This is a genomic window from Gordonia jacobaea (assembly GCF_965344965.1).
Taxonomy (GTDB): Bacteria; Actinomycetota; Actinomycetes; order Mycobacteriales; family Mycobacteriaceae; genus Gordonia; species Gordonia jacobaea.
The window spans coordinates 489,300-504,676 of sequence record NZ_CBDRLS010000003.1 but is presented as its reverse complement, the minus strand read 5'-3'; the positions used below and the strand labels follow the sequence as shown (position 1 = coordinate 504,676).

3 protein-coding genes are annotated in these 15,377 nt (G+C 67.4%); all 3 read right to left on the bottom strand.

What is annotated here, in order from left to right:
• Positions 1 to 25: 25 nt before the first annotated feature.
• From ACRVY7_RS12940 to ACRVY7_RS12930, 3 genes are read right to left on the bottom strand one after another with little or no spacing between them, the layout of a single operon-like run.
• Positions 26 to 4,504: a type I polyketide synthase gene (locus ACRVY7_RS12940; protein ID WP_431817319.1), complete on the bottom strand. Its 4,479-nt coding sequence runs from the start codon at positions 4,502 to 4,504 to the stop codon at positions 26 to 28.
• Entirely contained in the window at positions 4,501 to 9,921 is a 5,421-nt protein-coding gene (locus ACRVY7_RS12935) for a type I polyketide synthase (protein ID WP_431817318.1), read from the bottom strand. Before ACRVY7_RS12935 ends, ACRVY7_RS12940 begins: the two co-directional genes overlap by 4 nt.
• Positions 9,918 to 15,371 carry an SDR family NAD(P)-dependent oxidoreductase gene (locus tag ACRVY7_RS12930; protein WP_431817317.1) on the bottom strand — a complete coding sequence of 1,818 codons (5,454 nt, stop codon included), beginning with the start codon at positions 15,369 to 15,371 and terminating at the stop codon, positions 9,918 to 9,920. Before ACRVY7_RS12930 ends, ACRVY7_RS12935 begins: the two co-directional genes overlap by 4 nt.
• Positions 15,372 to 15,377 lie beyond the last annotated feature (6 nt).

Genomic DNA, 15,377 nt, shown 5'->3' with positions numbered 1-15,377 from the left:
GCCCGAGCGACGTCTGATCCGCGCGTTAGTGTCGTGCACTGGCTTCTCCCAGGTCGAAGTCGGACGACAAATCGATGAGTTCGAGTTCGTCACTCGCCGAGTCGGTTTCGTCTTCGATGATCGACTCTCGGGCGAGATCGGTGAGCGTGTGCCCGAACACGTCGGCCAACAGCGCAGCGCGTTCGGTGTCGACACGACGATGGTCGTACCACCAGTCGATGTGCAGCGAACCGCCCGTACGGTACACGCGGACCTCGATCGCATGCCCAGCTCCCGGTACGGTCTCGCGAATCGCCAGCGCTGCATCGGAATCCAGCGAGATGGGCGCGTTTGCCGCGTCCGCGGGTAGGTCGGGTATTGCTCCGGCAAATGTGACGAGCAGATCCGCCTCCGGTGCAGCCTCGAGTCGGCGGGCGGTTGGTGCGTACAGGTAACGCAGCACGCCATATCCGACACCCTGGTGTGGGACGTCGGTCACGGTCTTACGGATCGTCTCGAGGCGTTCGCGGGCCGTGTATCCGCTGACTGCGTTGCACTGCAGCGTGATCGGATGAATCGCGGCGAAGGTGCCGACCGTGCGTCGCGGATCGAGTTCGGGCCGAAGAACAGCCCGCCCGTTGCCGGCCAGATCCACAAGCAATGTGCCGTCGCCGGTCACCTGCGCGACCGTGCGGCCGAGTGCGGTGAGCAGGAAGTGCTCGAGCGGGAACGTCAACCTGCGACGCGCGTCGTCGAGTTCGGTGGTCTGCTTGTCGTCGAGCGCGGTCGCGATTCGGGTGAGGTGTGAGCGATTCGGACGTGCGAATGAACCGTCCCGCACCAGTTGGATATTCGCGGAATCGGTTGCACCGAGCCAGTAGTCGCGGGTCGCGAGGACGGCCGGATGTGCCGCGAGCTCGACCGATAGCTGCGACCAGTCGCGCCAGGGTGTGGCAACCGGAGCCAGGGTGATTTCCTCGCCTGCGAGGACCTGGCCGAATGCCGTGAACAGATCCGTGAGCAGAATCTCCCGGGACTCGTTGTCGGCGACGAGTCCGTGCACACTGAGGGCCAGATATCGGGGGCCGTCCGGTGTGACGACGTAAGCGGCGACCAGCGGGACCAGGGCGTCTGCCGTGCGTCCCACCGCGGCGTCGAGAAGTTCGCGTACCTGGCGACGTTGGGTCTCCTCCCCCGCCTCGATGCCCGCGTCGATCTCGGCGACCACGACGTCGAGGGCTTCCACGGGTTCGCTGATTCGCTGCTCGACCAATCCGTTGTCGTCGACGAGTCGAAGCCGCAGCGCGTCATGGTGATTGACGATCTTGGTCAAGACGGTGCCGACCACCTCAGCCGACACATCTGAACGGAGTCGAAGGATCAGCGGAACCCGCCACGAGTTCTGCTCGGCCAGGCCACGTTCGAGGAATCGCGTGACGGTCGGCGGCACCGGCAGATGTTCCGGATCGGCGTCGACCTTTCGGCCGAGGCCGCCGGACTCGTAGCGGGCGGTGAGCTTCTTAGCGAGTGAGGCGACCGTCTGGTTCTCGTACAGATCTTGTGGCGTGATCTCTAGGCCCTCGTTGGCAGCGCTCATGGCGATGCTGATCGCGATGAGCGAGTCGCCGCCGATCTCGAAGAAGTTGGCGGTGCGTTCGACACTGCCGACGCCGAGGCACTGTGCCCAGATCCGCGCGAGTGTCGCTTCCATCGGTGTCTGTCCGGTGGCGGAGGGAGCCTTGGAATCTGCAGCGGTGTTCTCCGCGTCGATTCCGTGCGTGCCTGCAAACCGCGCTGCGGCGTTGTGCTCGACCCAGTGTCGTTCGCGTGCAAAGGGATAGCCCGGCAGCGTCAGTCGCTGACGTGGTGTGGTCGTGTCGGCGAGTTCGACGTCGACGCCTGCGGCCCACAGTTGGCCGAGTCCGAGCAGGAATGCCGCCTCGTCGTCGCGATTCTGCGCGGGGTGACGCATGAGGCGCACCGCGCGATGTCCGTCGGACCAGCTCGGGTGCCGCGTCGCCGCGCTTGTGAGGGTGCCGCCTGGCCCGACTTCCACCAGCACCCGGGCGGGGTCGGCCAGCAGTGCGTCGACCTCGTCGGCGAACCTGACCGTCGCGCGGATCTGCCGAGCCCACGTGGCCGGATTGGCGGCCTCGCTTGCCGACATCCACGTGCCGGTGACGTTGGACATCAGCGGGATCTGTGGCGCGTTGAGTGTCAACTGCGAGAGGAAGCTCGTGAACTCGGCGACCACGCCGTCCATCAACCGGGAGTGGAACGCGTGTGAGGTGCGGACTCTGCGAGCTGCGATGCCCTGTTCGGACAGCCGCGCAGAGAAGGCGGCGATCGCGCTGTCGGAGCCCGCGACCACGCAACTGCCCGGGTCGTTCACGGTGGCGATGTCGACTTCGCCATCGAGGAGTGCCGCGATCTCGGCCGGGCCGCGTGGGACCGCGACCATCACGCCGCGCGGTGCGGCGTTCATCAGCCGTGCGCGCATCGCGACGGCCTTGACCGCTGTCGGTAGGTCGAAGACTCCGGCGATGGTCGCGGCGGCGTACTCACCGATGCTGTGTCCGGCGAGCGCCGAGGGCTCGACTCCCCGTGACTGGGCGAGCTTGGCCAGTGCGTACTCGACGGCGAACAGGGCCGGCTGGGTCCGGTCGGTCCGTTCGAGTGTTCGCGGAGAGCCGTCGATGATGTCCGAGCGGAGGTCGATGCCGAGCTCGGCGTCGAAAAGAGTTGCGGCAGCGGTGAAGTGCTCGGCGAAGACGGGCTCGGATTCGATGAGACCACGCGCCATCCCGACGTGTTGCGAGCCCTGTCCTGGAAACAGGAATGCGATGCGCTCACCGCTGCCTTCAACAGCCGGTGCCGCGGACGTGAACGCATTGTCGTGCTCGTCGGCACGCAGGATGCCAACCGCATCGGCCGTATCGTTGACCACTGCCGCCAGGCGGAACCGTTCTGTACGACGGCCGGCAAGGGTGTGGGCGACATCGGCGATGTCGAGGTCGGGTCGCCGCTCGAGATCGTCGGCGAGTGCGCGCCGGCCCAGCGCCAACGAGTCCGCGGTTCGCGCCGACAGCGTGACGACGTGAGGACCGCTGCTCGCCGGGACGGGCGCCGATGCCGGCGCTTCCTCGAGGACGACGTGCACATTGGTTCCGCCGACACCGAAGGCGCTCACACCCGCGCGCCGCGGTCGGCTCGATTCCCACTTGCTGTGCTGGCCGCGAACCTCGAAGGGGCCCCGCTCGAGGTGTAGCTCGGGATTGGGTGCCGTGTAGTGCAGCGTGCCCGGCAGTGCCTTGTTCTCCAGACACAGCACGGCTTTGATCAGGCTGGCAATGCCTGCCGCGGTTTCGAGATGGCCGATATTGGACTTCACCGACCCGAGGACACACGGTTCGGTGCGATCTTCCTCGGCGAGTTCGAAAGCCTGACGCAACCCCTCGACTTCGACCGGATCGCCCAGTGGCGTTGCGGTGCCGTGTGTTTCGACGTAACCGATCGTCGCGGCGTCGACCTCGGCGAGCGCGTGGGCCTCGGCGATGACCTCGGCCTGCCCTGCCGCGTTCGGTGCGGCGTAGTTCATCTTCGTCGCGCCGTCGTTGTTGACCGCGGAACCGCGAAGCACAGCGTGGATGCGGTCGCCGTCGGCCACTGCGTCCTCGAGTGGCTTGAGTAGCACCGCGCCGACACCGCTACCGAAGATCGTCCCGTCCGCCCGGACGTCGAATGGGCGGCAGTATCCGCTGGGCGATGCCATCGATCCCGGCTCGTAGAAATACCCGACCCGATTGGGCACGCGAATCGACGAACCGCCGGCAAGAGCCATCTCGCACTCGCCGTTGAGAATCGACTGGCATGCGAGATGGACCGCGAGCAACGACGACGAGCACGCGGTCTGCACGGCGAACGCGGGGCCGCGCAGATTGAACTGGTGCGCGACTCGGGTCGCCAGGTGGTCCTTGTCGTTCTGCAGCGAGAGATTGATCATCTCGAAGCTGGCGCCTTCGCCGATGACCTTGGCGGGGTCGAGATGCGACATCAGATTGTGAAGCAGGTAACCGCTCGCCGAGCTGGTGCCGAACACACCGACGTTCACATCGATGTCGGCGGGGTTGTAGCCGGCGTCCTCGAGTGCGTGCCAGGTGGTCTGCAAGAACAGCCGATGCTGAGGGTCGAGGGTGCGCGCCGCGTGCGGGGTGAAGCCGAAGAACTCGGCATCGAACTCGTCGATCCCGTCCATCGCGGGAGCCCTGCGCACATAGTTGCTGTTCTTCAGCGTGGAGTCGCTGACGCCTGCTGCGCGAAGATCACCTTCATCGAGCGAGACGATGCCTTCTTGATCGGCGCTGAGGGCCCGCCAGAATTCGGTGACCGAATCGGCGCCGGGAAACCGGCCTGCCATGCCGATGATCGCAATCGCGCCCGACGGGTAGTTCGCTGTGTCGACGCCGACACTCCCCGGCTGCGCCCCGAAGGTGCCTGTCCCCGTAGTCGATGCGGCTGTCGTCATACTCGCTGCCCCGTCCTGCGTCGCTGCGCCCGCTGACGGGCCGCCGCGCGTTGTTGGGCGCGTTCCCGCAGCCCACCGGTCGTGTCTGTCTTCTCCGCCTGAGCGAGTCCGAGTTGTCGGATGAGGTCGGCGGCGAGGTCTCGCGGCGTCGCGCCCTGCAGGAGCAACGCAACCGGCGGTTCGACGCCGAAGTCACCGCGAACCGTGTTTCTGATGCGCACCGCCATCAGCGAATCCATACCCAACTCGGTGAGTGGGCTCGTCGGATCGATCGCCGAGTTATCGGCGTACCCCATGATCGTCGCCACGCGTGTACGCAGGCGTTCGGTGACGGCGTCGAGCACCGCGTCGCCGTCGAGATCACGCAGCGCTTCGACTCCCGCCCAACCGTCGTCGGAGTTGTCGACGTCGAGTTCGGAGACGAGTGGCGCGAAGTAGCCGATCTTGTTCAACTCGGGGAAGGCCGCCGAGGCGCGGTCGAGGCGCAGTCGCACCACGCCCGCCTGTGCGACATCGTGACGGAGAATGACTTCGAGTGCCTCGATGCCCTCGTCGGGCGTGATGGGGTCGATCGCGGTCATGTTCAGCGTCTGCGCGACACCGACCTGCGCCCACTGGCCCCAATTGATCGACGTGGCAGGCAATCCCGAAGCGCGCCGCCACGCGACGAGCGCGTCGGTCCACGCGTTCGCAGCGGCGTATGCCCCCTGTCCGGGCGAGCCGAGCAGCGACGCGACGGACGAGAACACCACCCACCAATCGAGTTCGCGATGCGCACATGCGTCGTTGAGCGCGAGGGCGCCGAGCACCTTGGGACCCCACACGCGGTCGAGAGTCTCCGGAGCGAGTGCGCCCAGGAGCGCATCGTCGATCACAGCGGCACAGTGCATGACACCACGCAGTGGTTTTCCGGTCGCCTCCGCGGCGTCGACGAGGACCGTTGCGACGCCGGGATCGGTGATATCGCCCTGCACGTAGACGATCTCGCTGTTCGCCTGGAGTTCGACGAGTGCGGTCTGCTGCGCGTCGTCGGCGGCGCTGCGGCCGTTGAGTATCACCCTGCCTGCCCCGTTGGCGACCAGCCACTGGGCCATGACCAGACCGAGTCCGCCGAGCCCGCCGGTGAGGATGTACGCGCCGTCAGAGGTGACCGTCGTCGACGTGGAGTCGACGCCCAGCGCCGTACGCGTGAGCCGCGCGGCGTACCGAATGCCGTCGCGCCACGCGACGATATCGTCGATGCCGGCCGTCTCGGCTCCTCCTGCAGCGATCTCGCGTACCAGGTCGTTCATGCTGTCGCCCGCATCGTCGAGATCGACGAGCGTGGTGTGCAGATCGGGATGCTCGTACGCGAGCACGCGGACGAGTCCCTTCAAGCCGCCGACCGCCGGGTCGCCGGGCTCACGGGGGTCCACACCGAGTCCGTCCCGCGACACCAGCCACAGCCGTGGGGCGTTGCCGTGCCACCCGTTGACCACCGTGCGCACCGCACACGTCACGGACCACACGAGATCGCGCGCCCTCGTCGCTGACGCCGCGCTGGCGTCGAACCCCTGCTTGTCGACCATCACGATCACGCCTGCGGGCGGATGAGTGGGATCCCCGGTCGCCTCGCCGAATGCAGCAGCCACGGCGGCGTCGTCGAACATGTCGGCCGCGATGACCCGGCGGTGGTCGACGTCGCCGAGCGTCTGCGCGAAATCAGCGGCGAGCACGTCTGCGGTCTGTCCGGCCGAGAACGAGCTGAGCACCAGCCAACTACCGGCGGGAATCGCAGACGACGCGTCCGCAGGCAGCGGCGCCGGTTGCCACTGGGTGTCGAACAGCTTCTGCTCCAACGGAAGGGGAACGGTGTGGCTCTGCACCCGCCGTAGGTAGACCTGCGATCCGGCGAGGAACGGGCGTCCGTTGTCGTCGCTCAGGACGAAATCACCGATCTTGTCGACGCCGTTCTCGGCGTCGACGACACGCGCCGAACACGTCGCGGTTCGCCCGACGGGGCCGAGGACGCGCAGACTCCCTATCGCGACGGGCAGGTACGTCGCTTCGGCAGATTCTGACAGCGCGGTTGCGGGCATCGCTGCGGCGACGCCCTGGAGCGCGGCGTCGAGGAGTACCGGGTGGACACGGAAGCCACGGTGGGCGCTCGCCTCGTCCGGGAGCACGATCTGGGATTCCGACGCACCCCCTTCCGCACGAACGATTCGGGTGAGTGCGGCAAAACCCTGTCCGTGGTGAGCGCCCGTGCGGCGCAGCGCGGTGTAGAAGTCGGCGGCAGGAATGACCGATCCGGTCACCGGCACGACAGTGGGTGCTGCGGCATCGTCGGCAGGCGAGACACGACCGACGGCGTGGCGTCGCCAGGTGCCTTCCGCGTCACGCGAATGCACCTCAACCCGCACGGCTCCCCCGTCGACGGGCGTCAATTGAGTGGTGACCCTGATGGTTTCGTCGACCGGGAGCATCTGCTCCACCTCGACCTGAGCGAGTTGAAGTTGTTGTGCGGGCACTCCGAGTGCTTCGGAACCAGCGGCGAGAACCATCTCGGTGAATCCCGCAGCAGGCATGATGGCCTGACCGTGCACACGGTGGTCGGCCAGCCACACCGTGCTCTCGACGCCGATCTCGCTCTGCCACAGATGGCCTGCGGCAGCGGGGAGTTCGACGTGGGTACCGAGGAACGGGTGTGCGCCCGCACTCGACGTCGACGGTGCGGTCGCCATCCAGTAGCGGGTGTGATGCCAGCGGTTGGGCGGAAGGTCGACGAGGGAACCGTCAACTCGCTGTGTCGTCTCCGACCCCGCCTGCACCGCTGCCAGATTGGCGTGGAAGACGAGGGCCTCGTCCTCGTTGCGGACGATGCTGCCGAACACCGCGACATCGCCACGCGGCCGCGCGACCGAGAGCGTGTCGCCAATCGCGTGGGTGAGCAGCGGGTGCGGGCTCATCTCGATGAACGTCGAAAACGACTCTGCTGCGCGGGTCACCGCCTGTGAGAAGCGCACGGGATTGCGCAGGTTACGTGCCCAGTACTCGGCGTCGAGCACGGTCGACTCGCCCTCGCGGGCCACCGTGGTCAGCAGCGGGATGCGCGGCGTGGTCGGTGCGAGATCGGTCAGCGCCGACCGCAGATCGTCGAGAATCGGGTCGACGGTTCGGTGGTGCGAGGCGACATCGACCTCGACGCGTCGCGCCAGGAGGTTGCGGCCCTGCACCTCGGCGATGACCTTCTCGATCTGCTCGGGCGGGCCTGCGACGACGCTTTGCCGTGGTGAAGCGTAGACCGCGAGCGACACGTCGTCGTAGTTGCGTAGAAGTGCCTCGGTGGTGGTGGCGTCGGCTTCGAGCAATGCCATCGCGCCCTGGCCGGAGAGGTGCACTGCCATCAGCTTCGACCGGGTCGCGATGACCTTGAGACCATCGGCGCGGCTGAGTCCCCCGGAGACGATCGCGGCGGCGACCTCGCCCATGGAGTGGCCGATCACCGCATCCGGCTCGACACCGCGTGAGCGCCACAGTGCTGTGAGTGCCAACTGCACGCCGACGAGAGCCGGCTGGATTCGGTCGATTCCGACGACAGCGTCGCCGGAGGCGAGCGTGTCGCGCAGCGAAAAGCCCACCTGTGCAACGAAATCCGGCTCGATCTCATCGATCGCCGTGGCGAAAGCAGGCTCTTCTGCGAGGAGGCGTCGGCCCATGCCTGCCCACTGCGCACCCTGTCCCGAGTAGCAGAAGACGGTTCCGGTGCCACGTGCCCGCTTGATCGGTGCGACGACCCCCGCTGCCGGTGACCGCTCGGCCAGTGCGCGTAGGCCCGCGACGGCTTCGGTTCTGGTGCGCGCAGAGACACTGCCGACGAGGTCGGTGCGGCCGCGCTGGCGGTCGAGCGTGTGGGCGACGTCGGCCAACGACACGGCCGGGTCGCTCTCGAGCCAGTCGGCGAGGATCTGCGCCCACGTCTCCGCGCGGTCGGCCGTCTTGCCGGTGACGAACAACGTCACAGCCTCCGGGGTGGCCGTCGATTCCGGACTCGTCGACCGTACGGGCTCGGGGCCCTGCTCGATCACGATGTGTGCGTTGGTACCGCCGAGACCAAACGACGAGACCCCCGCACGACGCGGAGCGTCGGCGACCGGCCACGGCGATGCCTCGGTGGGCACGACGAATCGTGTGCCCTTGGTGTCGATGGCCGGATTCCATTGTGTGAAGTGCAGATTCGGCGGAATCTGAGCGTGGTGGACCGACAGCACCGCTTTGATGAAGCCTGCGATCCCCGCGGCGGCCTCGAGATGTCCGAAGTTGGACTTCACGGCGCCGAGAGCCAGCGGCGCACTGCCCTTGCCGTAGACGGCGGCGAGGGCATCGAACTCGATCGGGTCGCCGAGAGCTGTTCCGGTGCCGTGGGTTTCGATGAAGTTGACCGACGACGCCTGCACATCGCCGGATGCCAGGGCGCGTGCGATGACCTCCTTCTGCGCGGGCGCATTCGGTGCGGTGAGCCCGTTGGACCGGCCGTCCTGGTTGGTCGCGGAGCCACGGATCACCGCGAAGACACGATCACCGTCACGCACGGCGTCGGTGAGACGCTTGAGCACCACGACGCCCGCGCCCTCGCCACGGACGAAGCCGTCGGCCGCGACGTCGAATGCATTGCACCGGCCGCGTGGCGAAAGCATTCCCCACTTGCCAAGTGCCAACTGGGTTTCGGGCTGTTGGATGAGATTGACGCCGCCCGCGAGTCCGAGGTCGGTCTCGCGCGAGCGCAGGCTCTGGCAGGCCAGGTGCAGCGAGACCAACGACGACGAGCACGCAGTGTCGACGGCGACGGCGGGGCCACGCAGACCCAGGAGGTAGGCGACTCGACCGACAGTCACGCTGTGCGCGTTTCCGGTCGCGGAGTAGGCGTCGATCGCGTCCTGATTACCGGCGGACTTGGCCTGATACTCGTTGTAATAGACGCCCATCATCACGTTGGCGCGCACACCGTTGACCGTTTCCGGCGAGTAACCCGCGTTCTGCAGAGCTTCCCACGCGACCTCGAGGAGCACACGCTGCTGCGGGTCCATCGCCTCGGCCTCGCGCGGGGTGATGCCGAAGTAGTCGGCGTCGAATCCGCCTATGTCGGAGAGGAACCCACCCCACTTCGAAGGCATTCGGCCGGGCACACTCGGGTCGGGGTCGTAGTACTCGTCGGCATCCCAGCGGTCGGCGGGCACCTCGACGATCGCGTCGCGACCCTCGGTCAGCAGCTTCCAGAAATCGTCAGGACCGTGGACGTCGCCGGGAAGGCGGCAACCGATTCCGACGACAGCGATGGGCTCGGCGCCAGAGATGCGGGCCGCCTTGTCGAACTGCTCCACCAGCGCGCCGCGCTGGGTGGGGTTCATGGCCGCGACACGGTTGTAGGTCGTCTTCATGCGTCACCACTCTCGCTGGATGCCGACACGGATTCCGCGCCGGCAAGGGGATCGTCGGACAGCGATTCCACGCTGTCGAACAGGCTGTCGAGCACGCTGTCGACGTCTGAGTCGTCCGGCTCGGGTTCGGTTGCTGCGGAGCGTCGTGCGGGCTCGAGCAGGTCGGTGAGGAGGTCGCTCATTGCCTCGACCGTTGGGTGGTTCCAGAGCATCGTCGCCGATAGATCCATGCCGACCAGCTGTCGTGCGTCGCGAAGCACGGTCATCGCCATCATCGAGTCCAGGCCGAGTTCGGGGAACGGTTGATCGATGCGCAGTGCGTCCGTCGGCATTCCGATCTCGCGAGCGAGTATGGCGCGCAGGCGATCTCGCAGTTGCGCTCGGGTCTCGTCCTCGGTGAGCTCAGCCCAGACCGGTGCGTCGACAGCGGGCACCAGGGCCTCGGCGGTGTCGGGTGCAGGCGCGGCGGCCCCGGCGAACCGCAGTCCGCGCAGTGCAACGGTGACGGTGCCGTCGGGTGCGCTGACGACGACATCGGTGCTGAAACCATCGGCGTCGCCGGCACGGTGGCGCAGCTCGACGTGCCCCTCCGACGCAGCGGAGTCGACGTCGAGTAGGACCGAGTCAACCGACGCCGGGAACATCAAGCCGTCGTGTGAACTGTCGAGGAGTCGCGCGAGATGTATTGCCGAATCGACGAAAGCGATCGCTGATGGCCCCGCGGAGTCGAGGGACGCGGTCCCGACCTCGGCGGTCAGGGTGCCCGGGGTTGCCGAGTGGTCACCGACCGACCAGGGGTACGGACGCCCGTCGATCCCCCAGCGTTCCTGAAGTCCTTCGGCCTGCGCCGCGTCGAACCCTGTCGGTGCCGGATCGGTGAGTGCGCCGGGCGTCAGGTCGACCGCGGTGTCGGTTGTGGTGGCGGTGACGTGGGTGACCCACCTGTCGGCCGCGGCATTCGGAGACGTCGCCGATGCCACCGTCACGGTGCCGTCGGTGCCGATTCGCACCCGAACGACCCGCGGGCGGTCGGCGACCACCGGGTACTGGAACCGCACATCACCGACTCCTGCCGCGCCACTCTCGCGTGCCGCTACGGCGACGGTCGCAATGAGGACCGACGCCGGGACGACCTGCACACCTTGAACGAGATGCGAACCCGGGTAGGGCAGATCGTCGGGATCCAGGCGTGCCTGGAAGATGGCAGCGGCCCCGTTGGTATCCCCGTCGATGAACTCCCCCAACACGGTGCCCGGACGCGCGGACGGCAGCGCCGCGAGGTCGGCGGCCTCGGCGGCCCCCAGCAACTCGTCGACGACCTTGAAAGAAGTACGCATGCGATACGACTCGGCGAGCCGCTCCCAGTCGGCGGCGACGACGATCGGGCGCACACCGGCGGAGGGGTCGAGGAGGCGACCGAGTGTGCCGATGGCGACGTCGTTGGGCATCGGTGTGAGACCTGCGGACGCCGTCTCGGGCTGTGCGTCGGCCCACGACTTCCACAAGCCCCAGTCGATGACCGTGGCCGCCAGACCCATCGCGTGTCGTGCGTACGCCAGTGCGTCGGCATAGGCGTTCGCCGCGGTGTAGTGCCCCAGCCAGCGCGAACCGAACAGGCCGGTGATCGAGGAGAAGAGTACGAAGCGATTGACCGGCGTGCTCACCGTCAGACGGTGCAGCACGTCCACTGCATCGATCTTGGGCCGGAACATGGCGGCCGCGTCGTCGTCGGACATGTCGATCAACTCGCCTGCCCCGCCTGCGAGGGCCGCGACGTACACGCCGTCGAGCGGCGGTAGATCGGTGCCGAAGCGCGCGAACAATTCGGCCATCGCAACGGGATCGGCGGCATCCGCGGCGTGCGAGACGAGCGTTGTCCCACGTTCAGCGAGTTCGTCGGTCAGCTCGGACAGCGCAGCCCCTCCCCGGCGCGACACTGCGACAACAGTTGTGGCGCCGAGTGCGGCGAGTTGCCGCACCAGATCGGGGCCGACGTTGCCGGTGGCGCCGACGACCAGCTGTGTGAGGTCTGCAGGCAGTTGCGTGATACCGGTGGGAACGTCGGTGCGTGCGAGCCGCGGCACCAGTCGCTGCCCCGCGCGGTAGACGACCTGATCCTCGCCGTCGTTTGCGGCGGCATTCGTCGCCACATGGCGGGCGACGAGTTCGGCGGGCACCGTCGCATCGATATCCAACAGTCCGCCGAAGAGTTCAGGCCGTTCGAGCGCCAGCGTGCGACCGAATCCCCACAGCACGGCTTGTGCCGGATCTGCGGCCTCGCTTTCGGCGACCGGAGCCGCATTGCGGGTGAGGATGTACATACGTACCGGGGTGTTGGCGGCAGCCAGCGCGGCGGCAGTACGTCGTGCCTCGCCGAAGATGCGACGTGCGGCGCGAGCTGAATCCGCGACGACCGGTCGCGGTGCGAAGAGCACGTGCGTCGCGGGCGAGAGCGCCGCCGGGGTCAAGGCGTCGGGTGCCACGACCGTGCCTGCGTCGAGGAGAGCGGCGAGGTCAGCTGCCGAAGAATCGTCGGAGACGACAACCCAGTTCTGATCGGTGGTGTCGGCGAGGGCGTCCAGCGCACGTTCACGCCATGCGAGTGTCATGAACCAGTCGTCGAAAACCTCACCGGCACCGACGTTTTCGGTGTCACCGCCACTATTGCGCCCGGGAGGACCCGACGGTGTCCCGTTACTCGACAGTGCGGCGCGAGCGACAGCTCCGTCCGTCTCGGGCACCTGAACCCAGTAGCGCGAGTGATGCCACGGAGTGTGCGGCAGCCGAACGAACGGCCCGGCCGCGGGCACAGACGGCGGAGTGGTGGTGCGAACCGCTGCGAGATTCGTGGCGAACGTGACCAGATCGTCGGTGTCGCGGTAGAGCGTGCCGAGGACGTTGTTCTTGCCCGCGCGGACGATGTCGTCGAGCGCGTACGTCAGCACGGGATGAGGGCTGACTTCCACAAAGGTCCCGTACTGTGCACCGGCTGCGGCGACCACGGGGTCGAAGCGCACCGGATTGCGCAGGTTGGCACACCAGTAGTCGGCGTCCATCCGTGGCGATACCGCGCCGGAGGGATCCGCCGTCGAGAGCAGCGGAATCGTCGGCGTGCGAGGCGAGATGTCGGCGAGTGCCACGCGCAGGTCAGGAAGGATCGGATCGATGATCGGGTGATGCGACGCGACGTCGACCTCGACTCGGCGCGCGAGTCGGTCGGTGGCTGCGACACGGGCGATCGCGGCGTCGACCTGTTCGGGTGGGCCGGCGATGACGGTCTGCCCCGGCGACGCATACACCGCTACGGTCAGGTCGTCGAAGTCGGCGATCAGGTCTTCGGCAGCCCGGGCGTCGAGTCCGAGCAGCGCCATCGCACCCTGACCCGACAGCGCCGACATCAGCCGGGAGCGTGTCGAGATCACCTTGAGTCCGTCACCGATGCTCAACGCTCCCGACACGACTGCTGCGGTGACCTCGCCCATCGAGTGGCCGATCACCGCGGCGGGCTCGACGCCCTTGGCGCGCCAGAGCGCGGTGAGGGCCAACTGGATACCGACGAGTGCCGGCTGGATGCGGTCGATACCCGTGACCGACTCACCCGCCGTGATCGTCTCGCGCAGTGAAAAGCCGGCGTGTGCAACGAAATCCGGCTCCAGCTCGTCGACTGCGGCGGCGAAGGCGGGCTCGTGTTCGAGAAGGCGCTTGCCCATACCCGCCCACTGGGAACCCTGTCCGGAGTAGACGAACACGGTGCCGGGCGTGCGCACGGCGTCGCGGACGCCGACCACACCCGGTGACTTGTACCCGCCCGCGATCGCGCGCAGGCCCGCGACGGCGTTGGTGTGGTCGGCCGCGGTGACCGTCGCGAAGACCGGGAAGGTTGCTCGGTGGTTGGCCAGGGTGTCAGCCACCGCTGACAGCGGGGTGTCAGCCCCCGCGCCGGCAAGCCAATCGGCAAGTACGCCAGCGGTCGACGCGACGCGCTCCGCGGTCTTGCCTGCAACCACGAGGGTGCTGACCAGTGGTTCGGGGGTGAGTGCCGTTTCGCCTGCGACCTGCGGTGCCTGCTCGACGACGATGTGCGCGTTCGTCCCGCTGACCCCGAAGGACGACACACCCGCGCGGCGCGGGTGATCCGTCTCGGGCCAATCGACGGGCTCGGCCGCGACGGTGAAGGTCGACGCGCCGGCACACGCATGGGGGTTCAGGCTCGAGAAGTGAAGTTGTCGTGGGATGTGCGCTTTGCCGACGGCCAACACGGTCTTGATGAAACCTGCGACACCCGAAGCGGATTCGAGGTGTCCGAGGTTGGTCTTCACCGATCCGATGATCAGCGGCGACGAGTCCTCACGGTCTCCGAAGACGTTGTAGAGCGCGTCGAGTTCGATCGGATCGCCGAGCGGTGTGCCGGTTCCGTGCGCCTCCACGTAGTCGATGTCGGCGGGCTCGAGTCGCGATGCGGCGAGCACTCGTCGCATCAGAGCTTGCTGCGCCGGACCGTTGGGCACGGTCTGCCCGCTGCTCGCGCCATCCTGGTTGACTCCCGTACCACGAATGACGGCGAGCACCCTGTCGCCGTCCCTGGTCGCGTCCTCGAGTCGCTTCAGCACGACCACACCGCAGCCCTCGCTACGCACGTATCCGTTGGCATCGGCGTCGAAGGTCTTGCATGTGCCGTCTGGTGCGAGCATGCCCCAGCGCGAGCAGGCGATGCTGTTCTCCGGGGAGAGGTTGAGGTTCACGCCCGCGGCGAGCGCGGCGTCGGCCTCGCGCCGCCGCAAGCTCTGGCACGCGAGGTGGATGGCGACCAACGACGACGAGCAGGCCGTGTCGGTGACGACAGCGGGTCCGTTCAGTCCCAAGAAGTACGACAGGCGTCCGGCCGCGAAGTTGGCGGCGTTGCCGAACGGGATGTAGGGATCGAGATCTGCCGGTGCCAGCTTGCCCGCGAATGACAGTGTGTAGTCGTTGGTCGTCATGCCGACGAAGACACCGGTTTGTGTGCCGCGCAATGCTTTCGGGGTCAGGCCGGCGTCTTCGATCGCTTCCCACGCAACTTCCATGAGGAGTCGTTGTTGCGGGTCCATGCCGACGGCTTCGCGGGGCGTCAGTCCGAAGAACTCGGCGTCGAACTGATCCGGATCCCAGTGCGTGAGGAAGCCGCCCTGGTTGGTGACGATCGTGCCGGGCACGGTGTGATCGTCGGTGGCGAATTGGTCTGCGTCCCAACGGTTGGCGGGAACCCGGACCACGCCGCTGCGACCTTCGGTGAGCAAGTCCCAGTAGTCGTCCGGGTTGTTCACCTCACCGGGAAGCCGACACCCCATGCCGACGACGGCAATGGGTTCGGTCTCGCTCTTCTCTGCGATGGCGAGTTTCTTGGTCAGATCGTCGATCCTGCGGAGCGCATCGGTGATGATCGCCCGTCGATCGGTGGCCTCGGGAGTCATCGGTGC